General features: G+C 64.6%; 22 protein-coding genes and 1 pseudogene. 15 read left to right on the top strand and 8 right to left on the bottom strand.

The window, feature by feature from the left end:
• Window positions 1-53 precede the first annotated feature (53 nt).
• Window positions 54-1,094 carry a LysR family transcriptional regulator gene (locus QSV46_RS11250; RefSeq protein ID WP_314950290.1) on the top strand — a complete coding sequence of 347 codons (1,041 nt, stop codon included), beginning with the start codon at window positions 54-56 and terminating at the stop codon, window positions 1,092-1,094.
• A gap of 18 nt (window positions 1,095-1,112) precedes the next feature.
• Here QSV46_RS11250 and QSV46_RS11245 read toward each other — a convergent pair whose 3' ends face one another.
• The gene (locus QSV46_RS11245) at window positions 1,113-2,273 is read right to left on the bottom strand and encodes an autotransporter outer membrane beta-barrel domain-containing protein (protein ID WP_314950289.1); all 1,161 of its coding nucleotides are present in this window, start codon (window positions 2,271-2,273) and stop codon (window positions 1,113-1,115) included.
• Between the two features lie 378 nt (window positions 2,274-2,651).
• Here QSV46_RS11245 and QSV46_RS11240 point away from each other — a divergent pair, with 378 nt between their 5' ends.
• Window positions 2,652-2,858, top strand: coding sequence for a cold-shock protein (locus QSV46_RS11240; protein ID WP_007591938.1), 207 nt, complete (start codon window positions 2,652-2,654; stop codon window positions 2,856-2,858).
• 98 nt (window positions 2,859-2,956) lie between these two features.
• On the top strand, window positions 2,957-3,169 hold the full coding sequence (locus tag QSV46_RS11235; RefSeq protein ID WP_314950275.1) for a hypothetical protein: 213 nt from the start codon (window positions 2,957-2,959) through the stop codon (window positions 3,167-3,169).
• Between the two features lie 14 nt (window positions 3,170-3,183).
• On the opposite strand, the gene purN is transcribed toward QSV46_RS11235, so the two are convergent.
• Window positions 3,184-3,837, bottom strand: coding sequence for a phosphoribosylglycinamide formyltransferase (gene purN, locus QSV46_RS11230; protein WP_314950944.1), 654 nt, complete (start codon window positions 3,835-3,837; stop codon window positions 3,184-3,186).
• Window positions 3,838-3,851: 14 nt separating this feature from the next.
• Entirely contained in the window at window positions 3,852-4,925 is a 1,074-nt protein-coding gene (purM, locus tag QSV46_RS11225; RefSeq protein WP_314950273.1) for a phosphoribosylformylglycinamidine cyclo-ligase, read from the bottom strand.
• 153 nt (window positions 4,926-5,078) lie between these two features.
• Here purM and QSV46_RS11220 point away from each other — a divergent pair, with 153 nt between their 5' ends.
• From QSV46_RS11220 to ppx, 4 genes are all read left to right on the top strand, one after another.
• Window positions 5,079-5,621, top strand: coding sequence for a CDP-alcohol phosphatidyltransferase family protein (locus tag QSV46_RS11220; RefSeq protein ID WP_314950272.1), 543 nt, complete (start codon window positions 5,079-5,081; stop codon window positions 5,619-5,621).
• Window positions 5,622-5,712: 91 nt separating this feature from the next.
• Window positions 5,713-6,390: a DnaA ATPase domain-containing protein gene (locus QSV46_RS11215; RefSeq protein WP_314950269.1), complete on the top strand. Its 678-nt coding sequence runs from the start codon at window positions 5,713-5,715 to the stop codon at window positions 6,388-6,390.
• A 143-nt stretch (window positions 6,391-6,533) separates the two neighbouring features.
• Complete coding sequence (locus QSV46_RS11210) at window positions 6,534-8,726, top strand: RNA degradosome polyphosphate kinase (protein WP_314950941.1); 2,193 nt, start codon at window positions 6,534-6,536, stop codon at window positions 8,724-8,726.
• 15 nt (window positions 8,727-8,741) lie between these two features.
• Window positions 8,742-10,244: an exopolyphosphatase gene (gene ppx, locus QSV46_RS11205; protein ID WP_314950267.1), complete on the top strand. Its 1,503-nt coding sequence runs from the start codon at window positions 8,742-8,744 to the stop codon at window positions 10,242-10,244.
• Between the two features lie 45 nt (window positions 10,245-10,289).
• Here ppx and QSV46_RS11200 read toward each other — a convergent pair whose 3' ends face one another.
• Together QSV46_RS11200 and ndk are read right to left on the bottom strand one after the other, a co-directional pair.
• Entirely contained in the window at window positions 10,290-11,150 is an 861-nt protein-coding gene (locus QSV46_RS11200) for a TerC family protein (protein ID WP_314950265.1), read from the bottom strand.
• Window positions 11,151-11,191: 41 nt separating this feature from the next.
• On the bottom strand, window positions 11,192-11,614 hold the full coding sequence (gene ndk, locus QSV46_RS11195; RefSeq protein ID WP_092294601.1) for a nucleoside-diphosphate kinase: 423 nt from the start codon (window positions 11,612-11,614) through the stop codon (window positions 11,192-11,194).
• Between the two features lie 323 nt (window positions 11,615-11,937).
• On the opposite strand from ndk, the gene QSV46_RS11190 reads away from it, so the two are divergent.
• The 8 genes and pseudogenes from QSV46_RS11190 (at window position 11,938) to QSV46_RS11155 (ending at window position 18,278) form a co-directional block, all read left to right on the top strand.
• Window positions 11,938-12,195 (top strand): sulfur globule protein precursor, encoded by a 258-nt coding sequence (locus tag QSV46_RS11190; RefSeq protein WP_314950260.1) that lies wholly within the window; start codon window positions 11,938-11,940, stop codon window positions 12,193-12,195.
• A gap of 210 nt (window positions 12,196-12,405) precedes the next feature.
• A complete protein-coding gene (locus QSV46_RS11185) occupies window positions 12,406-12,579 on the top strand; it encodes a hypothetical protein (protein WP_314950259.1) in 174 nt (57 codons plus the stop codon).
• A gap of 100 nt (window positions 12,580-12,679) precedes the next feature.
• Window positions 12,680-14,542 (top strand): ABC-F family ATP-binding cassette domain-containing protein, encoded by a 1,863-nt coding sequence (locus tag QSV46_RS11180; RefSeq protein WP_314950257.1) that lies wholly within the window; start codon window positions 12,680-12,682, stop codon window positions 14,540-14,542.
• Between the two features lie 114 nt (window positions 14,543-14,656).
• Window positions 14,657-14,935, top strand: a complete 279-nt coding sequence (locus QSV46_RS11175) for a hypothetical protein (protein WP_314950255.1) — start codon at window positions 14,657-14,659, stop codon at window positions 14,933-14,935.
• A gap of 526 nt (window positions 14,936-15,461) precedes the next feature.
• Complete coding sequence (locus QSV46_RS11170) at window positions 15,462-15,773, top strand: helix-turn-helix transcriptional regulator (protein WP_314950253.1); 312 nt, start codon at window positions 15,462-15,464, stop codon at window positions 15,771-15,773.
• A 96-nt stretch (window positions 15,774-15,869) separates the two neighbouring features.
• Complete coding sequence (locus tag QSV46_RS11165; protein ID WP_314950252.1) at window positions 15,870-16,832, top strand: tripartite tricarboxylate transporter substrate binding protein; 963 nt, start codon at window positions 15,870-15,872, stop codon at window positions 16,830-16,832.
• Window positions 16,829-17,181 (top strand): annotated as a pseudogene (locus tag QSV46_RS11160) (ABC transporter ATP-binding protein); the annotation flags it as partial. The gene QSV46_RS11165 and the pseudogene QSV46_RS11160, both read left to right, overlap by 4 nt.
• Window positions 17,182-17,294: 113 nt before the next feature.
• A complete protein-coding gene (locus tag QSV46_RS11155) occupies window positions 17,295-18,278 on the top strand; it encodes a hypothetical protein (RefSeq protein WP_314950251.1) in 984 nt (327 codons plus the stop codon).
• A gap of 18 nt (window positions 18,279-18,296) precedes the next feature.
• Here QSV46_RS11155 and QSV46_RS11150 read toward each other — a convergent pair whose 3' ends face one another.
• The 3 genes from QSV46_RS11150 to QSV46_RS11140 form a co-directional block, all read right to left on the bottom strand.
• Window positions 18,297-18,782 carry a hypothetical protein gene (locus QSV46_RS11150; protein ID WP_314950249.1) on the bottom strand — a complete coding sequence of 162 codons (486 nt, stop codon included), beginning with the start codon at window positions 18,780-18,782 and terminating at the stop codon, window positions 18,297-18,299.
• A gap of 168 nt (window positions 18,783-18,950) precedes the next feature.
• Window positions 18,951-19,403 carry a DNA polymerase III subunit chi gene (locus tag QSV46_RS11145; RefSeq protein ID WP_314950247.1) on the bottom strand — a complete coding sequence of 151 codons (453 nt, stop codon included), beginning with the start codon at window positions 19,401-19,403 and terminating at the stop codon, window positions 18,951-18,953.
• Between the two features lie 6 nt (window positions 19,404-19,409).
• Entirely contained in the window at window positions 19,410-20,909 is a 1,500-nt protein-coding gene (locus QSV46_RS11140; protein WP_314950245.1) for a leucyl aminopeptidase, read from the bottom strand.
• Window positions 20,910-21,225: the final 316 nt, after the last annotated feature.

The raw sequence follows: 21,225 nt of genomic DNA, 5'->3' as shown, positions 1-21,225 counted from the left end.
GAGGCTTTAGTGCCCCGCTACGGCGTTGAGCTTAGCGGCTGGGGATCAGGCGTATGCAGCAGTTATTGCACCGGGGTGCTGCGATGATGCAGCACCGTGAAGAATCCCTGGACGCGTCCTGGGACGATTTGAAACTGTTTTTGGCCTGCGCAAAATATAAAAGTTTCCGCAACGCCGCCGAAGAACTCGCGCTCACCTCCACCACGCTGATGCGCAGGATCGACCGGCTCGAGGAGAGCATCGGCTGCAAGCTGTTCCTGCGCGATCAGAGCGGGCTCACGCTCAGCGATGAAGGCACCGCGATGATCGCCGACGTCGCGCATATGGAGCGTCATGCCTTCAACGTCTTCCGTCGCGCTTCGCGATCGTCGAGCGACACCGCGGGCACCGTACGCGTCGCGGTGACGGAAGGGCCCGGCAATTTCTGGATCCTGCCGCGGCTGATCGATTTTCAGAAGACGTATCGCAAGATCACCGTCGACCTGCGCTGCGCGATGGAGCAGGCCGACGTCGCGCGGCTTGAATCCGACATTGCGATCCAGCTCGAGCCGCCGACCAATCCTGATCTGATCGTCGCCAAGCTCGGCCGGCTGCACATCTATCCCTTCGTCTCCAAGGAATACCAGACCCTCTACGGCCTGCCGGCGACGCTCGCCGAATTGAAGGACCACAGGATCGTCAAGCAGACCGCGCCGCAAGTCGACGACACCGCCTATGCGCGCATCCTCGGACTGAAATCGCTCGAGGGCATCGTCGGCATCAAGACCAACTCCTCGGTCGGCGCGCTCTATGCGGTGGAGCGCGGCGCCGGCATCGGCTTCCTGCCGACCGTCTCGATCGCGCTCGGCGCACCGCTCGTTGCCGTCGATCTCGGCGTCAGCCATCACGCCGATCTCTGGCTCACCTATCACAAGGAGTTCCGCACCTCCGAGCGCCACAAGATCGTGGTCGACTGGTTGAAGCAGATCTTCGATCCCAAGATCCATCCCTGCTTCCGCGACGAGTTCATCCATCCAAACGCACTGGTGCCGATGATGAGGGCCGCCCGCGAAGGCTTTGGATTGACCGGCTATGTCGCGGTGACGCCGGGCTAAGCGCAGACGCGCTGCGCCTCACCACCGATATTCGAAGCCCGCCGTGCCCTGGTGCGACGTCAGCTCGTTGCGGAACTTGCCATCATAGTTAATGTAGAGCCGTGCGGTGCTGGTCAGGCTGAGCGAGGCCGAGGCGCCGGCATCCATGCCGTAGCGGCTCTCGCCGATGCCGGGCACGACGATGCTCTGGCTCCCCAGGCTGACCTGCACCGACCCAAGGTTCTGGTAGAAATTGTCGACGAACTTGCCGTAGGCCGATAGGTCCAGGATCTTCTGCTCGAGGATGAAGTAACGCCCGATCTCCGCACCGATCATCACACGCGCGCGCGACAGCAAGGTCGAGCCGACATTGAGCGGATCAAGCCCGCCCGCCTCCTGGAACGCCACGCTGGTGGCGCGCACATATTCGACCGCACCCTTGGGCACGATGCGCATCTGATCCTTGGTCCAGTAATAGCTGATCTCGGTCAGCGCGCCGTCGACGGCGGCGCGATAGCCGGCGGTCGCAACACCAAAGCCGGTGTCCCGGCTGGAATGGACCTTGCCGAATCCGTGCACCACCGCGAAGGCCCAGGTCCACGGTCCCTTGTCCACCGAGCCGTTGAAGCCGATCTGCGTCAGGTCGAGCGTCGCCGACTGCAGCGCCAGCGGCACGTCGATGTCGGTGTGGCTCTGGTCGACCGAGAAGCCGAGATTGACGCCCGGTGCGACCCGAGCACCGAAGCCGGCAACGCCGCCAACGGTCTTGCGCTTGTCGCCCACGAAGTCGCCTTGCGCATCGGTCCGCACCGAGATGCCGTAGCCTTCGAACCAGGTGCGATAGCGCGGGTCTTCCGTGCTGGCCGATGCGCCGCCCCCGCCGGAATTGGTGCGGAACGCCCGGTTGACGCCGCCGGATGCTTGATTGCCGAGGCGCTCCAGGAAATTCGAGCCGAGATTGAGCGCGCTGCTGCCGGCCGACTGGTCGTAATTGGTCGAGGACGGCGTGGGGACCGGGGTCGGTGACGGCGTGGGCGTCGGCGATGGTACGGGGGTCGGACTTTGCGCGAAACCGGGCGACGCCACGGCCGACATCGTCACGACGAGCACGAACAGCGTCGCAATCGCAGCCGCGATCCGGCGGACACGGTCCAGCCCGATCGTCTGCCGTGTCCCAGAGGGCAGCGCGGTGCAGCACATGACGATGAATCCCGAAGCAAAGTGGCACCGCGCAAAAATGCAACACGATCTGCGGCGCGTGCGGCGATTTGTGCCGAACTGCCACGGAGGGTCAACGGGTTGGGGCGTGATGGTCGAGCCTATTGCGCACGATTGTGGTTCCGTTGCCACAGGTCACAAATTGCAGATGGCGACATTCGGCCCGGTCTTGAAATCCGCGCGCGACTTGCTAACGCGCGATTTTCATGTTGCAATATCGGACACAATCGGAATTGGCGCTCGGCTGTGCGTTTCGCGACATTGAGATTCAAGACTCGAACAGACTTCCGGAAGCCCGTTTGTGGCGTGGCACGCGAAAAGCGGCCGCGTCTTTTTTATATCTAGCGGAGGAGACTACCGATGCCGCAAAAGGGCACCGTCAAATGGTTCAACCCGACCAAGGGCTATGGGTTCATCAAGCCGAACGGCAGCGATAAGGACGTGTTCGTCCATATCTCCGCCGTCGAGCGCGCCGGACTCTCGACCCTCAATGAAAATCAGGTGGTTGAATACGACCTCGTGGAGAACCGCGGCAAGGCGTCCGCGGAGAACCTCAAGGTCTCCTGATTTCTCTCAAGCCAACGCGCGAGAGATCATGACGTTGCCCCCGGCTCTGCCGGGGGTTTTGTTTCTGTTGGATGATATAAACGAAAAACGCCGTTGCTTTGGAGCCGGCCATCACCACCAAGCCACCACCGATGACGACTGATGAGCAGCAACGCTCGGCTTCGGCGCACGATACCGCAGGCACTCATGTCGTGGTGAATACTGCCTTCGACGTTTTCGGGTCGGAGCTTCCCGATGAGACGTTCGAAGGTGTGTTCGATCAGCCCCGGCAAATCTACAATCCGGCCGACCTGCTATTTCGTGGCTCGTGAGCCAGAGACCGTCTTTACCCTACAACCGGCGCGATCAGAAAGTTCTCCGACGCCGCGCTCCCCGCCGTCTTGCAGACATCGCCCTCGATCCGGACCTTGCCGGTCGCGAGCAGCCGCAGCGCCTCGGGATAGATGCGGTGCTCGACTTCGAGGATACGCTCCGACAGCGTGGCCCCGGTATCGTGGTCGCTCACAGGCACCGCCCCCTGCATCACGATCGGACCCGCATCGGTCTCGGGGATCACGAAGTGAACCGTCGCGCCAGACAGTTTTACGCCGGCGCGCAAAGCCTGACCATGCGGGTCGAGGCCCGGGAACGACGGCAGCAGGGAGGGATGGATGTTGAGCATCCGCCCGTACCAGGCTTTTGTGAAGTCGGCCGTGAACAGGCGCATGAAGCCGCCGAGACAGATCAGCTCGATTCCGTGCTGGTCGAGCGCTGCCTGCAGCACTTTCTCGAAACCGGCGCGGTCCTTGCCGAACGGCTTGCTCTCGATCAGCAGCGTATTCACGCCGCTCGCTTTGGCCCGTTCGAGCCCGAGTGCGTCGGCCTTGTTCGAGATGACGAGCGAGATCTCGGCCGGAAAATCCGGCGCGGCGGCGGCCCTGATCAGCGCGGACATGTTGGAACCGCGACCGGAGATCAGGATGGCGACGCGGCGCTTCATCACAGCGCCGGTCATTACAGTGCCATGTCGAGGTGGCCGTTATAGACGACGCGGTGCTCGCCCTCGGCCGGGATCACGGTGCCGAGTTGCATCACCGTCTCGCCGGCCTCGGTAAAGACCTCGATAACCTCATCGACCTTGTCCGGCTCGACGATCGCGATCATGCCGATGCCGCAGTTGAAGGTGCGCAGCATTTCGAGCTCGGCGATGCCGGCCTGCGCTGCCAGCCATTTGAACACCGGCAGCACCGGCAGCCGCGCGAGATCGATGCCGACGCCCAAATCCTTTGGCAGCACGCGCGGAATGTTGTCCGTAAAACCGCCGCCGGTGATGTGGGCGAGCCCCTTCACCGCGCCGGTCTCGCGGATCGCGCGCAGGCAGGATTTGACGTAGAGCCGCGTCGGCGTCAGCAGCGCACCGCCGAGGGTCATGACCGGCGCGAATGGCGCCTGCGCCTCGAAGCTGAGGCCCGATTGTTCCACGATCTTGCGCACCAGCGAGAAGCCGTTGGAGTGCACACCCGACGAGGCGAGGCCGATCACCGCATCGCCCGCGGCGATATCCCTGCGCGGCAGCAGCGTACCGCGCTCGGCAGCGCCGACGGCAAAGCCGCCAAGGTCGTAATCGCCGTCCTTGTAGAGACCGGGCATCTCGGCGGTCTCGCCGCCGATCAGGGCGCAGCCGGACTCGCGGCAGCCTTCGGCGACGCCGGCGACGATCGAGGCTGTGGCCTCCGGGTCGAGCTTGCCGCAGGCGAAATAGTCCAAAAAGAACAGCGGCTCGGCGCCCTGCACCACGAGGTCGTTGACGCTCATGGCGACGAGGTCGACGCCGATCCCGCCATGCAGGCCGGTTTCGATCGCGATCTTGACCTTGGTGCCGACGCCGTCGGTGGCGGCGACCAGGACGGGATCCTTGAAACCGGCCGCCTTGAGGTCGAACAGGCCGCCGAATCCGCCGATCTCGGCGTCGGCGCCCGGCCGAGCGGTGGCGCGCACCATCGGCTTGATCAGGTCGACCAGGCGGTTGCCCGCGTCGATATCGACGCCTGAATCGGCGTAGGTAAGGCCGTTTTTGCGGTCGGTCATGCCCGATTTCCAGTGGGTTTGCGGCTGGTTACGTCGAATTCCGGGGACGCGCAATGGCTCGCATGGCGCTCCCAGCCATACTATGTAGATATCAACGGGTTCAGCCTCAAACGGGCTGGATTCGAGGTCAGGCCGGGTGCCGGGAAGCGCCGCGTGAGTATTCCGAATATCATTACTCTGGGCCGCATCCTGCTGGTCCCGATCATTGTCTGGGCCATCGTGTCGAGCCAAATGGAGGTGGCGTTCGGCGTCTTCCTCATTGCCGGCATCAGCGACGCCGTCGACGGCTTCCTGGCCAAGCGCTTCAACATGGCGAGCGAGCTCGGCGCCCTGCTCGATCCCCTCGCCGACAAGGCGCTGCTGGTCTCGATCTACCTGGCGCTCGGCATCTGGGGCGACATCCCGCGCTGGATCGTAATCCTGGTGGTGTCGCGCGACATCATGATCGTCACCGCGGTGATCGTGTCCTGGCTGTTCGACAAGCCGGTCGAGATGAAGCCGTCGAAAGTATCCAAGCTAAACACAGCCGCTCAGGTCGCCTACGCCTCGCTGGTGCTGGCCGCGCTTGCCTTCGGCTTCAAGCCGGCGCCCTATGACATACTCCTGATGGGCCTGGTTACGGTCTTCACACTCTCGTCCGTCTCGCTGTATCTCGTCGAGTGGCTGCGCCACATGAGCACGGTTGACGGCAAGTGAGCGGGGATACCGCCCCGCAAAAGGCCAACTCGGGCTCGATTGGATCGAATCTTTTAAGCAAGCCGGCCATCCGGCACGGAGCAAATCTAGCGTGGCAGGCCGCGTTCATCCCCGACAATTGGCGTTCTCGCTACCGCATGCGGAGAGCCTCAGCCGGGACAATTTCCTCGAAGGCCCCGCCAATGAAGCCGGTCTGGCCCTCATCGACGCCTGGCCGGAATGGCCAAACCGGATCATGTGGCTCGCCGGTCCGGAGGGCAGTGGCAAGAGCCATCTTGCAGCGATCTGGGCCGACAATGCCGGCGCCCGCTCGGCCGCGGCCAATGGACTGACCGCCGAAGCCGTCCCGGGCGCGCTCGCCACCGGCGCGCTAGTGGTCGAGGATCTCAAAGCCAGAGAGTTCGACGAGCGGGCCTTGTTCCACCTGATGAACCTCGCCCGCGAGGACGGCGCCTACGTGCTTTGCACCGGCCGCCAGGTGCCGGCGGCGCTGGAGATCGAGCTGCGCGACCTACGCTCGCGCCTGCGTGCGGTGCCTGTCGTCTCGCTGCTGCCGCCGGATGACCAGCTCTTCCGCGGCCTGATCGTCAAATTCTGCGCCGATCGCCAGCTCGCCGTGGATGAGAGCGTGGTCGGCTATCTCGCCACCCGCCTGGAGCGATCTTCGGCCGCCGCCCGGCAGGCCGTGGAACTGCTCGACAGCGAAGCCCTCCGCCTCGGCCGCCCGGTCACAAGGGCACTCGCCGTCGAGCTGCTTCGGGATGCCTGACCCGACCGACCGCCTCCGAGGCCGCTTGACGCGGCGGCGCGGCGGAACGTCAATGTCATCGAAACGTCATCGCACTAACACATGCTCCCGCCGGTTTTGCGCTTAAGTCGCAAAGTGGGGCGAACTGGATGGACCGACTTCTCATGGACTCCGCGCAAGCTGTTGAAGTTAAAGAAAAAGCCCCAGAAGCCGAGAGCCTGCCGGCGATCGCCTCGAGCCCCGAGCGATTCATCAACCGCGAGCTGTCGTGGCTGCATTTCAACCGCCGCGTCCTGGAGGAATCGGTCAATCTCAGCCATCCCGTGCTGGAGCGGGTGCGCTTCCTGTCGATTTCAGCGAATAACCTCGACGAATTCTTCATGGTCCGCGTCGCCGGCATCAAGGCCCAGGTGCGCGAGGGCATCGCCGAACGCAGCCCCGACGGCCTAACGCCGTCCGAGCAGCTTATGCTGATCAACCGCACCGTCTCCGAGCTAGCCTCCGACCAGCAGGCGATCTGGCGCGACCTGCGTGGCACGCTGGCCGAGGTCGGCATCGCGCTGGTCGAGGGCAAGGACGTCACCAAGGCGGAACGGACCTGGATCGAGGACTATTTCCTCAGCAACGTGTTCCCGCTGCTGACGCCGCTTGCGATCGACCCGGCACACCCCTTCCCGTTCATTCCGAGCCTCGGCTTCACCATCGCGCTCCAACTCACGCGCGCCGCCGACGGCAAGCAGATGAACGCGCTGATCCGCATGCCCGGCAAGATCGACCGCTTCATTCGGCTGCCGACCGAGGGCAAGGTGGTGCGCCTGATCTCGCTGGAACAGGCGACCGCCCTGTTCATCAACCGCCTGTTCCCCGGCTACAATCTGCACGGCCAGGGCGCTTTCCGCGTCCTCCGCGACTCCGAGCTCGAAATCGAGGAAGAGGCCGAGGACCTCGTCCGCCTGTTCGAGACCGCGCTGAAGCGCCGCCGCCGTGGCTCGGTGATCCGCCTCGAGATCGATGCCAAGATGCCGGAGCAGCTGCGCAACTTCGTGCAGCATGCGCTTTCGGCCGCCGACGACGAGGTATTCCTCGTGGACGGCGTGCTCGCCATGAACGAGCTCTCGCAGCTCACCCGCCTCGACCGGCCTGACCTCGAATTCACCCCTTACGTTCCGCGCCATCCGGAGCGCGTGCGCGAGCAAGGCGGCGACATATTCGCCGCGATCCGGCAGAAGGATCTCGTCGTCCATCACCCCTATGAATCCTTCGACGTAGTGGTGCAATTTCTCCAGCAGGCGACGCGCGACCCCGACGTCGTCGCCATCAAGCAGACGCTCTACCGCACCTCCAGCAACTCGCCGATCGTGCGCGCGCTCGTGGAAGCCGCCGAAGCTGGCAAATCCGTCACGGCGCTGATCGAGCTGAAGGCGCGCTTCGACGAGGAAGCCAACATCCGCTGGGCGCGCGACCTCGAACGCGCCGGCGTGCAGGTCGTCTACGGCTTCCTCGAGCTGAAGACGCATGCAAAGCTCTCGATGGTGGTGCGCCGCGAGGGCGGCAGCCTCACGACTTACGTCCACACCGGGACCGGCAACTATCACCCCGTGACCGCACGCATCTACACCGATCTCTCCTACTTCACCTCGGATCCGACCATCGGCCGCGACGCTGCGCGCGTCTTCAACTTCATCACCGGCTATGCAGCGCCGAGCGATCTGGAGAAGATGGCGGTGTCGCCGCTGACGTTGCGCAAGCGCATCATCGAGCACATCCAGGGCGAGACCGCACATGCCCGGCACAGCCGTCCCGGCGCGGTCTGGATGAAGATGAACGCACTGGTCGACCCCGACATCATCGACGCGCTGTACGAGGCGTCACAAGCCGGCGTTCAGGTCGAGCTCGTGGTGCGCGGCATCTGCTGTCTCAGGCCCGGCATCCCCGGCCTGTCGGAGAACATCCGCGTCAAGTCGATCATCGGACGCTTCCTGGAACACGGCCGAATCTATTGCTTCGGCATGGGCCAAGGCCTGCCGAGCACGAAAGCGGCTGTGTATATCTCGTCGGCCGACATGATGCCGCGCAACCTCGACCGCCGCGTCGAGGTGCTGTGTCCGCTGCAAAATCCCACGGTGCATCAGCAGGTTCTCGAACAGATCATGGTCGCCAACCTGAAGGATAATGAGCAGAGTTGGCAATTGTTGCCGGATGGGTCCTCAACGCGTATGAAGACCGCGAAAGGCGAGGAGCCTTTCAACGTCCACAACTACTTCATGACGAATCCGAGTCTGTCTGGCCGTGGAAAGTCGCTCAAGGAATCCTCGCCGCGCCGTCTCACGCGCCGTAATGAACGTCATCAATCCTGATCCGGGATCGTCGACGTGAAGCGGCCGCGCAAGCGCGGCTCGAGCGTCGCTGTCATCGATATCGGTTCCAACTCGGTCCGTCTCGTCGTCTACGAGGGGTTGACGCGGAGCCTCATTCCAATCTTCAACGAGAAGACGCTGTGCGGCCTCGGTCGCGAGGTGCAGAGCACCGGCCTGCTTGCGCCGGACGCCGTCGACAAGGCGCTGACCTCGCTGAAGCGATTTCGCGCGCTGTGCCGGGTGATGCAGGTGGGGCGCGTGTTCGCGATCGCCACCGCGGCGTGCCGTGATGCCTCCAACGGTCCCGACTTCATTGCGAAGGCCGAGCGCATCTGCGCCGTGAAGATCGAGATCCTGTCGGGCCCGCGCGAGGCGCGGCTGTCGGCGCTCGGCGTGATCTCCGGCATCCACCATCCCGACGGCATCGTCGGCGATCTCGGCGGCGGCTCGCTCGAACTGATCGACGTGCGCAGGAACAGCGTGCGCAGCGGCGTGACGCTGCCGCTGGGCGGCCTGGCGCTGCAGGATCTCGCCCACAAATCGCTCAAGCGCGCCGACCGCATCGTCCGCGAGGAAATCGACGAGGTGCCGCAGCTCAAGGCGGGCAGCGGCCGCACCTTCTATGCAGTCGGCGGCACCTGGCGCGCGCTTGCGCGCATCCACATCATCCAGAGCGGCTATCCGCTCCAGGTCATGCACGGCTATTCGATTTCGGCCGCCGAGGCGCTCGACTTCTCGCGTCGTCTCCGCCGTCTCGCGGCTGCCGACATGCTGGCCGACATCGAGATCGTCGCCGACGCGCGCCGCCCGCTCCTCACCTATGCCGCGCTGGTGCTCGAGCATATCATCCGCGTGGCAAAGCCGAAGACCATCGTGTTCTCGACCTTCGGCGTACGCGAGGGTCTGCTGCACGAGAAGCTGCCGGAAGCCGAGCGCAACAAGGACGGGCTGATCTGCGCGGCCGAAGAGCTGAACCAGTTGCTGTCGCGCTCGGCGCGCCACGCCCGCGAGCTGATCGCCTGGACCGATCGCCTGGTGCGCGTGGTGAAGCTGCGCGAGACCGAGGAAGACCGCCGCCTGCGTCACACCGCGTGCCTGCTCTCCGACATCGGCTGGCGCGTGCACCCCGACCATCGCGGCGAGCAGACGCTGAGCCTGGTCGTCAACGGCAATTTCGGCGCGATCACCCACACCGAGCGCGCCTTCGTCGGCCTCTCCGTGTTCTATCGCTATGCGGGGCTGAGCGAGGAGAATCAGCCACCAGTGACCACGCAGGAACTGCTGACACCGGCCCAGCTCGAACGTGCGCGCCTGCTGGGCGCGGCATTCCGCGTCGCCCACCTGATCTCGGCGGCGCGCCCGGGCGTGCTGCCTGCGACGCATTTCCGCAGCCAGGGCCGCAATCTGATGCTGGTGTTCGAGCATCGCCTCGGCGACATCGTCGCCGACCGCGTCGGCAGCCGCTTCAAGCAGCTGGCGCGCCTGGTCGGCCGCGCCGGCTCGATCGTGCGGCGGTAGTTCACCTCTCCCTTTGGAGGTGAACTGCACGTCCCTCGAAAAGCTCTACTCCGCCGACGCCTTCGCGTGCCGCTCGGACGATTCCAGTGCGGCGGCACTCAGGCTGCGCCGGCGCCAGATGCTGCCGACGACCAGCACCACGATGACGCCGAGCGCCGCGCAGAGATATTCGCCGCCGCCGCCGCCGTGGCCGAACTGCGGCGGGATGCGCAGCGCGCCGAGCATGCTGTCCAGCGAAGCACCGAACGGGCCGTCGAACAGCGTGTGCAGCTTCGGCGCGACAGCGGGGTCGGTCGCGATCACCTCACCCGCAATCCAGCCGAGCAGCGCCGCACCGGCCCAGACCAGGACCGGCAGCTTTGCGAGCAGCGCCATGATCAGCGCCGCACCGGCGACGATCAGCGGCACGCTGATGGCAAGGCCGAGGATCAGCAGCGGCACGCTACCATTGGCAGCGGCAGCGACCGCAATGACGTTGTCGAGACTCATGACGATATCGGCGACGACGACGATCTGAATCGCCTGCCACAGATGCGAGGCGGACTCGACGTCGTCCTCGTCCTCGTTTTCGGGCACCAGCAGCTTTGCCGCGATCACGATCAGCGCGAGACCGCCGACAAGCTTGAGATACGGCAGCTCCATCAGGGTGGCGACAATGCCGGTAAAGATGATCCGCAACAGCACCGCTGCGCCGGCACCGAAGATCATGCCCCACAGCCGGTGCCGCGGCGAGAGACCGCGGCAGGCCAGCGCGATCACCAGCGCGTTGTCGCCGGAGAGCAGGATGTTGATCCAGATGATCTTGCCGACCGCGATCCAGAAGGTCGGCTCGGCCATCTCGTTGCGAAACTGGGTGAAAAATACCCCGATCGTAGCGGGATCGAAGATTTGCCAGAGCCAGTTCACAAGACGTCCTTTCGCCCGAAATTAATTGATCGGCTGATGGATCAGCCGACGATCTCGTTGCCCGAGAAGAACTGCGCGATCTCGATCGCGGCGGTCTCCGGCGCATCCGAACCGTGAGCCGAATTCTCGCCGATCGACTTTGCGTAGAGCTTGCGGATGGTGCCGTCGGCCGCCTTGGACGGATCGGTCGCCCCCATCACATCGCGGTACTTGGCGACGGCGTTCTCGCCTTCCAGCACCTGGACCACGACCGGACCCGACGTCATGAACTCGACGAGCTCGCCGAAGAACGGGCGGGCCTTGTGGACCGCATAGAAGGTCTCGGCCTGCTCCTTGGTCATGCGGATGCGCTTCTGCGCGACGATGCGGAGGCCCGCCTTTTCGATCACGGCGTTGACCGCACCGGTCAGGTTACGCGCGGTCGCATCGGGCTTGATGATCGAGAAAGTGCGTTCGATGGCCATAATCTTGTCCTTGGGAAGAAAGCGGTGGTTCGGAGTTGCCGGGCTTATATCGGCGCCATCGTCATCCGGCAAGCGACCGCCCAAACGGCCTCACAGGCGCTTCGCCGCAGGGTCCGCGTCCGAATTCCAGCATGGATTACAACAATTTCACCCAGATGAACCCAGTCTGAAACCTCCGTCGGGGTTCGGTTCAGCTTCGCCGGCGTAAGGTGAGCCCATCGAAACCCGAGCCCTGATCGCCGAGCCTGATCATGAGGCGGACCGTTTCGGCGGCCTTTCCATCGGCGCGATAGCCCCGCGCCGGCAGTTCTGAGGAGATCATTATGTTGAGGAAACTTTCGCTTGCCGCTGTCGCCGCGGTTGCGCTGGGTGCCGCGCTGGCACCGACCTCCGCCTCCGCTCACTGGCATGGCGGCGGCTGGCACGGCGGCGGCGGCGGTGGCTGGCACCACGGCTGGGGTGGACCGCGCCTTTATGCCCGCGGCCCCGTCGTTTCCCACGGCTATGGCGGCTGCTACGTGCGCCGGCTGGTCCCGACCCCCTGGGGACCCCGCTGGCGGCTGATCAACCGCTGCTACTGAGCCCGACAGCACCTCCCTGAGGTACCTGCCCCCAAGGTGCCTTCCGAGCGAAGCCCCGGCGACCCCTTCGCCGGGGCTTTGTATTTGGGCGGATACGACAAGTTCGTACGACTTTCACGAGAACGCCAGGCAATCTCCGCGAGTGGCGAAACCATTTGGGGGCCAAGGACTTGGTACCGTATCTTTACTTTGAGAACACGGAACCCTGCGATGGCTGGCCTTTTTGCCACTGACAGCGAACAGATCGACCGGCGCACCAGCCGCTCGATTTGCGATGCCGTGGGCGAAAGGCTCCGCCAGAGCCTGCGCCCCGAACCCCGGCTCCCAACGCATCTCGAGCAGTTGCTCGACGAGTTGGAGCGGCGCGAGCGCGATTCGCACTGACCGATCAGCGCCGGCCTGGCCCGACCCGGGCCGACCTCGCCCGAATTGGCGTCACGGAAAAACGGGTTGCGTTCGGCGCGCCTTGCGGTGACAAGGCCGCATGCTCGCTATCACCGACCTCTCCATCCGCCTCGCCGGACGCCTTCTGATTGACCAGAGTTCCGTGCAGATCACGCCCGGATCGCGCGTCGGCATGGTCGGGCGCAACGGCACCGGCAAGTCCACCCTGTTCAAGGTCATTCGGGGGGAGCTGGCCGCCGAGCACGGCTCGGTGACGCTGCCGCCGCGCTGGCGCGTGGGCAGCCTCGCCCAGGAGGCGCCGAACGGCCCCGAAAGCCTGATCTCGGTCGTGCTCAAGGCCGACCTCGAACGCGACGCGCTGTTGCGTGAAGCCGATAGCGCGACCGATCCGCACCGGATCGCGGAGATCCAGACCCGCCTCGTCGACATCGACGCGCATTCGGCGCCGAGCCGTGCGGCCGCCATCCTCTCCGGCCTCGGCTTTTCCGCCGCCGATCAGCTTCGCCCTTGCGCCGAATTCTCCGGCGGCTGGCGCATGCGCGTCGCACTCGCCGCGACGCTGTTTGCGGCTCCCGACCTGTTGCTGCTCGACGAGCCCACCAATTATCTCGACCTCGAAGGCACGCTGTGGCTCGAGGATCACCTCGCGCATTATCCGCGCACGGTGATCGTGATCAGCCATGATCGCGATCTCCTCGAAAGCTCGGTCGACCAGATCCTGCATCTGGAGCGCGGCAAGCTCACGCTGTACAAGGGCACCTATTCCTCCTTCGAGGAGCAGCGCGCCGCGCGCGAGCTGCTCGACGCCAAGCAGGTCAAGCGTCAGGAAGCCGAACGCGCGCGCCTGCAAGCCTTCGTCGATCGCTTCAAGGCCAAGGCCTCGAAAGCGCGCCAGGCGCAGTCCCGCGTCAAAATGCTGGAGCGGCTGAAGCCGATCACGGCGCTGGTCACCGAGGACGTGCGCGAGATCAGCTTTCCCGCGCCGGAGAAGATCCTCTCACCGCCGATCATCGCCGTGGACAACGCCGCGGTCGGCTACGATCCGGCGGCGCCGGTGCTCGGCCGCGTCACACTGCGCATCGACAATGACGACCGCATCGCGCTTCTCGGCGCCAACGGCAACGGCAAGTCGACGCTGGTCAAGCTGCTAGCGGGCCGCCTCGCGCCCTTCTCCGGCCGGGTGACACGCGCCGACAAGCTGTCGATCGCCTATTTCGCGCAGCACCAGCTCGACGAGCTCAACGAGGACGGCTCCGCCTACGACCACGTCCGCAAGCTGATGGGCGACGCGCCGGAAGCCAAGGTGCGCGCACGCGCCGGCGCGATCGGCTTCTCCGGCAAGGCAGCCGACACCAGGGTCGGTAAGCTCTCGGGCGGCGAGAAGGCGCGACTGCTCCTGGGCCTTGCGACCTTCTTCGGCCCCAACATGATCATCCTGGACGAGCCGACCAACCATCTCGACATCGACAGCCGCGCAGCACTTGCAGAAGCGATCAACGAATTCCCCGGCGCCGTCATCATGGTCTCGCACGATCGCTATCTGATCGAAGCCTGCGCCGACCGGCTCTGGATCGTCGCCGACCGCACCGTCACCAATTATGACGGCGATCTCGACGAGTACCGCCGCCTGGTGCTGTCCTCGCGCAACAGCGAGCCCGCCCCGCGCGAGCGCAGCGCGCCAAGCGAGAAACCGCAGCGCCCGAGATCGGACAATCGTGGCTCGCTGAAGAAGCGCATCGCGGAAGCCGAGAGCGAGATCGCGCGCGTCACCGACATCATCGCCAAGATCGACACCGCGCTCGCTTTGCCCGACATTTTTACCCGCGACCCCAAGCAGGCAGCCCAACTGTCAAAGGCGCGCGCCAATGCCGCCGACGCGCTGGCACGCGCGGAAGAGCAATGGCTCGAGGCAAGCACGCAGTATGATGAGACGGTTGGCTAACAATCGGGCAGACATTTGCCTCGCGCACGCGAGTTCCCTCGAGCGGCGGAGCTGAAACGGCTTGCAGATTGCTTTGGCATCGGCGATTCTGGCGCGGTTGCGGAAGGAATGCGGATGCCGCCCGACTTTGAAGAGAGGCGAGACGCACTTGTTGGCCTGATCTATGATGCCGTGCTCGACGGCTCGCTCTGGGGCGCTGCTCTGGAAGGCATCGCCGACATCACGCACAGCGCAGCGGCGCTGATCCACGGCTACCACGTCGATCGCGAGCTGTACACGTTCCACGAACTCGCCCGGATCGCAAGCGGCGCCACGAACTTTATCATGTGGCCAATCCCTGGATGCGGTCGGGCCGTTTTCCGGCAGGCCGGGTGGTGCAATCCGACGACCTGATCGAGCTGCCTCAGCTTAAGCGGACCGCCTTCTACGACGACGTGCTTCGGCCGCAGAACCTCGCGCACGGCTCGATCGTCAACCTGGTGAGCCGTCCGGAATTCCGGGTTTCGCTCAACGTTGAACGCAGCGAGCAGAGCGGTCCCTTCAGCGAACGAGACACTGCGATCTTGAGCTCGCTGCTGCCACATTTGCGGCGCCTGCGAGCTGCGATTGCGCATGCTGGACTACCGCGAGGCGGCACAGAGCGAGCGTGACGCACTTGATGCATTGTCGACTGGAGTTATCACTTTTGATGCGGAGCTGCGTGTTCTGTTCGCCAACTCCGCGGCCCGGACGCGATGCGAAGAACTATCGCTTCGAATTCACGCCGGCCGCGAAATGTCGGGTCCGCCAGCGGTCGTGAACAGCGTCCGTGCACTTGTCGCGGATGCAGTCCGCAACGGCACCGGAGGAACAAGTCGACTGCCGCAGCCGAACGGCAGCGAAACGAGCATCACCGTGACGCCGGTGCGGGGGCGCGCATTTGATCACCCGTCGCATCACAAGACCGCTTGTCCTGCCGCAATCGCGTTCCTCGTCGACATATCGCGCAGCCGCGAGGCGGCGAGCGCGCTGCTGGCGGGCCCGCCACGGGCTGACGCCGGCCGAATTGCGGGTGGCAACCGCGCTCACCCAGACCAGCGGCATGCAGGCGACTGCGGCCATGCTTGGCATCAGCTCCAACACGCTCAAATCCCACACCAAGCGGATATACGCGAAGATCGGAATCCGCGGCCACGCTGAGCTGGTGCAGTCGATTGCCCAAATCGCTCGGACGCTCGATCCCTCGGTGTAACGTCCGCTCAGCCGCGCACGAGGCCTTCGTCACCCTATGGGGTGATGACGAACGACCGGGCGATATGGAGAGTCTGCCCGGACAGGGAGAGCGATCATGATACGGCCTGTGCTTGCTTTGATGTCGCTTCTGTGGCTGGCGCAGCCGCTGCAAGCGGAGCCGATCTACCCGCAATCGACCATTCGCATTGTCCTGGGCTTCAGTCCGGGAAGTGCGCCCGACGTCGCGGCCCGGATCCTGGCCGCACATTTCATGGCGAAGTGGGGCAAGCCGGTCGTGGTCGAGAACATGTTGGGCGCGGGCGGCAATATCGCAGCGGACCATGTCGCCAAATCGGCGCCGGATGGAGCCACGCTGCTGATGGCGGGCAATGCGGCGATCGTGATCAACCCGACTCTCTGCGCAAAGCTGCCGTATGACCCGGCGCACGATCTGGTCGCCGTGGCCCAGATCACGAGCGCACCGAACCTCCTCGTCGTGAACAAGGACGTGCCGGCGGCAAGCGTCCAGGAGCTGGTCGATCTGGCGCGGCGTACCCCCCTCACCTTCGCCTCGGCGGGCGTGGGCACCTCCACCCATCTGGCGGGCGAGCTATTCCAGACGATGGCCGGCATCAAGGTGCAGCACGTGCCGTACCGCGACAGCGCGGCACTCCTCAGCGATCTCACGGCCGGCCGCGTCACGATGTTCTTCGGCAGCATCGCGTCAGTGCTGCCGCAGGTCCGCGACGGTGGAGTTCGCGCGCTGGCGGTCACGTCGCTGCGGCGCTCGCCGGCCGCGCCCGATCTGCCGACGCTGGATGAACTGGGCTTCCGCGGCTTTGATGCCACCGCCTGGTTCGGCCTTATGGCACCTACGGGAACGCCGGCTTCGGTCATCGCGCTTCTGCACGACGAGGCGCAGAAGGCGACAGCAACACCGGCCGCGCGAGAGAAGTTCTCTGCGCTTGGCATGGAAACGGTCACGCGCACGCCGGACGAGTTCGCCGCCGAGATCCGGGCCGAAACGCCAAAGTGGGCGGAACTGATCAGACGGGTGGGAATCGCGCCGATCCAGTGACCGGCGCCGAAAAGCTGTCGATCGCCTATTTCGCGCAGCATGAGCTCGACGAGGACGCCTACGACCACGTCCGCAAGCTGATGGGCGACGCGCCGGAAGCCAAGGTGCGCGCACGCGCCGGCGCCATCGGCTTCTCCGGCAAGGCGGCCGACCGGCTCTGGATCGTCGCCGACCGCACCGTCACCAATTACGACGGCGATCTCGACGAGTACGCCGCCTGTTGCCGTCCTCGCGCAACAGCGAGCCCGCTCCGCGCGAGCGCAGCGCGCCAAGCGAGAAAACGCAGCGCCCGAGATCGGACAATCGTGGCTCGCTGAAGAAGCGCATCGCGGATCGTCATAACGCTTTAGGTTGTTGGTTGCGCATGATCTCTCCGGAAAACCACTTCGCATTTTTCCGCATCATGCTTTAGGTTGGTCAGTTGTGAGATCCACCACGACAACCTGTGGGCAACGGCGAGACATGCGGCTTCGGCAACATTTGCACCTGTTTGGAGCGGCGCTGCTTGCAGCGTTCGGCGCGACCGCAGCGTTCGTCATCCCATTTTGCATGCAGATCGAAGAGCCGATCAACATCCTCGTCGTCACGCAAGTGCTGAACTTGACGATGACGATGTTCATGGTCGCAATCGCTCACGCCGTGCTGCTCGGTCTTCCTCTCTTTCTTCTTGTTCGCCGCATGCGATCGCACGTCGGGATTGCAGCCTGCGCCCTCGGAGGCTTCGCCGTCGCGGCAATACCATTCGGTGTCCTGGCATTGGTGTCCATGCTCGGTGTCCAGAATGCCTGGACCGATGGCAAGCCAACAGTCGTCAACGGCGTGCCGACCCTGTATTTCTGGATTGGGTACATTCGCACCATAGGACTGGCCGGTTTGTTGGGCCTTGTTGGCGGCCTCACTTTTTGGGCTGCTATGCGGTCCGGGACCTCCCGGAGATCGTGGGGTGTGGTTTCCGCTGCCGCCCTTTTGACCTGTGGCGTCATCATCTTACCGATCGTCGTAAGGGACAGAAGCTGCCACAATCTCTTCAGAGACGGGCGCACGTCCGTAGGGCCGCAGGTTTATGCAAATTTGAAGGTGCCTGCCGAAGACTGGAGAAAGCTCGAGCAAACTTTCGCTGATTTTGGTCAGACGCATGCGCTGTCAATTCGCGGCGACGAACAGCTTCGAAACGGACGCAGCACATGGCGCACACTGGACCTGTGCAACGAGGCCGGCATCAGCATCAATGTCTACGACGAGCCGTGGCTCGCACGGGCGCATTCGCCTCGTGCCGATGAAGGCATGATGCTCAGCATCTACTCGCTGAAGCCAGACTCGGACTGGAAACCGCTCGCCCGTCATCTCCTCAACGAGATCGAGACGATCTGGCCCGAGAAAACCATATTCCGGGGACCGAGCGGTCAGATCCTCTCGTTCGAAGATGCCATGAAAGGACGGCCATAGCCGGCCCGTACGCTCGCCTTACGCCGACTTCTTCTTCGGCTTCGGCTTGGTCGCCTTCGGCATCGCCGGCGCTTCGGGCGTACCCTCGATCGAGGACAGGCGGCCGGCGGTGAAGGTGTAGATGCCGGCGCGCGGACCGGTGGTCCAGGTCACCACGGCGACGCGGCGGCCGGCAGCGTCGTTGGAGAGATTGACGGTCGAGGGCGCGCCGATGCCGCGCACCACGTCGCATTCGGTGTGGCCGAGCGCGACCGTGCCGCCCATGGCCGGCGCCGTCGTCGAAGCATTGGCATCAGCCGGCCCAGGGGGCGGCGCCATGCCGGGACAGGCCCCGTCGGCACTCACCATATCCTCGGCGGTCACCGGCTTGTCCGGGGTCAGAGGCGGCGATTCAATCGAGATGCTCTTGATGAACAGCCGGCTCGGCGTGTTGAACCATTGAGCGTCCTTGGACAGCAGATCGGTCCCCGAGCAGCCCGCGACCAGCGGTGCTACGGCAGCCAACGCAACTATGAGCGAGCTGGGAAGCTTTTGATGTCGCACGATAAACTAAATTCCCCGCGTGAAGGATCGACCCTAAGCGTTTGTCCCAACATCACTTTGCGGCACGAAGGTGACCAAAACCATCGTCGCCCGAAAAGTGCAAATTATCATTAATTGCGAACGACCGCGCTAATTTCGCTTCTGCCATCGGCCGCGCTCGTCGGCCTGCCAATAGGTGACATCAAATCCCTTCGCCTTGCAATCCGTCCAGGTGCTGCGGGCGAGCGCGAGCGCGTCCGGATCGTCGCCGTTGAACAGCAGCACCATGCGATCATAGCCATGCGCGTCCTGCGGCAGTGCGGCGTTGTCGACCAGGAAGCGGACATTGGCGCCGTTGGGATTGTCCTCCGCGACCGCCAGCACGATCGGCTGATCGGCGGCATCGCTCACGCACCAGGTCGCGTGCGGCAGGAAGGAATCGTCGCGATAGGTCCACAGATGGGCGTCCAGCGCGTCGGCGCGCTCCTCCGACGTCGACTGCACCACGACGCGCCAGCCGCGCTCGAGCGATTTCTCGAGAAGCGGCGGCAACACGTTCTCCACCGTCATGTTTTGCAGATGGTAGAACAGCACTTCAGTCATCTTGGGTCATTTGCGCTCGTAATGGTCGGCGACCAGCCGGTCGAGCAAGCGGACGCCATAGCCGCTGCCCCAGCTCTGGTTGATGTCGGTCTTCGGCGCGCCCATCGCGGTGCCGGCGATGTCGAGATGCGCCCACGGCGTGCCGTCGACGAAGCGCTGGAGGAACTGTGCCGCGGTGATCGAGCCGCCGTGACGGCCGCCGGTGTTCTTCATGTCGGCGAACTGGGAATCGATCAGCTTGTCGTATTCGGGGCCGAGCGGCATGCGCCAGACCTTCTCCCCGCTTTCGATGCCGGCCGCCAGCAGGCGTTCGGCGAGCTCGTCGTTGTTGGAGAACATGCCGGCATGCTCGGTGCCGAGCGCGACCATGATCGCTCCGGTCAGCGTCGCCAGATCCACCATGAATTTCGGCTTGGTTTTCTTCGCGACGTACCAGAGCACGTCGGCCAGCACCAGGCGCCCTTCCGCGTCGGTGTTGATGATCTCGATGGTCTGGCCCGACATCGACGTGACGATGTCGCCCGGCCGCTGCGCATTGCCGTCGGGCATGTTCTCGACGAGACCGATGGCGCCGACCACGTTGGCCCTCGCCTTGCGCGCCGCCAGCGCGTGCATCAGGCCGACGACACAGGCCGCGCCCCCCATGTCGCCCTTCATGTCTTCCATGCTGCCGGCCGGCTTGATCGAGATGCCGCCGGTATCGAAGCAGACGCCCTTGCCGACGAAGGCGACCGGTGCCTCGCCTTTCTTGCCGCCGTCCCAGCGCATGATCACAGTGCGGCTCGGCCGCGCCGAGCCCTGGCCGACGCCGAGCAGCGCGCCCATGCCGAGCTTGTCCATCGCCTTGACGTCGAGCACCTCGACCTTGACGCCGAGCTTGCGGAGCTGGCCGGCGCGGCGGGCGAACTCCTCGGGGAACAGCACGTTCGGCGGCTCGTTGACGAGGTCGCGCGCGATGATCACGCCGTCGACGACATGGCCGGCCGAGGCGAACGCCTTCTTCACCGCTGTGGCATCGCTGACGGCAAACGAGACGTCAGCGTGCAAGCCGCCCTCCTCACCGTCCTTCTTTTTCGTCTTGTAGCGGTCGAACTTGTAGGCGCGCAGCCGCAGGCCCGACGCGATCGCGACCGCCTGCTCGCTCGTCATGGCGCCATTGGGAAGTTCCGCCACGATGGTCATGGCGGCGGAGCCGGCCGACAGCTTGCTCGCCGCAACGCCGCCGAATTTGAGGAAGTCGTTGCCCTTCAGGCTGGCCGCCTTGCCGGCCCCGATCACGACCAGGCGGGTGGCCTTGACCCCCTCCGGCGCCAGGATGTCGAGGGCCGCGCCGCTTTTACCTTTGAAGCCGGCGGCGGAGGCCGCCCGCTTCACCAGCTCAGTGGCGCCGCCGAGCGCCTTGGCTGTCGCCGGGCCCAGCTTCAAGCCGTCGTCGCAGAACACGACCAGGATGCCACGGGCGGCTGATGACAACGGGACAAAGCCGACCTTGATGGCATCGGACATAGGGAACTCCTCAAAAACATGGGGCTTTTGCCGCTCAGCGGTCCCGGCCACGGGCCGGAGCTGAACGGCGATTCACTGGACTTTCCCCACTATGGGCCACCGGCCCGGCAGATGCCAAGCACCCCGTGGCCGCCAGGCCACAACGAGGGAAATATTAACCATATAATGAGGGTGCCACGGGGCAGCCATTTTGTTGACGGATCAAAGGGATGGTAGTGAGAGAGTTAGCCGGCGGACAAGATGGCTGCGCGACCCTGGGGATCCCTTTGGGGATGGGTCGGACAGCCGGAAATTCCCGGGACTGCATTGGGGCTTT

It is taken from the genome of Bradyrhizobium cosmicum (assembly GCF_032290525.1).
Taxonomy (GTDB): Bacteria; Pseudomonadota; Alphaproteobacteria; order Rhizobiales; family Xanthobacteraceae; genus Bradyrhizobium; species Bradyrhizobium cosmicum_A.
Note: the sequence above shows the minus strand (reverse complement) of the source record. Positions and strands in the feature narration are given on the sequence as shown.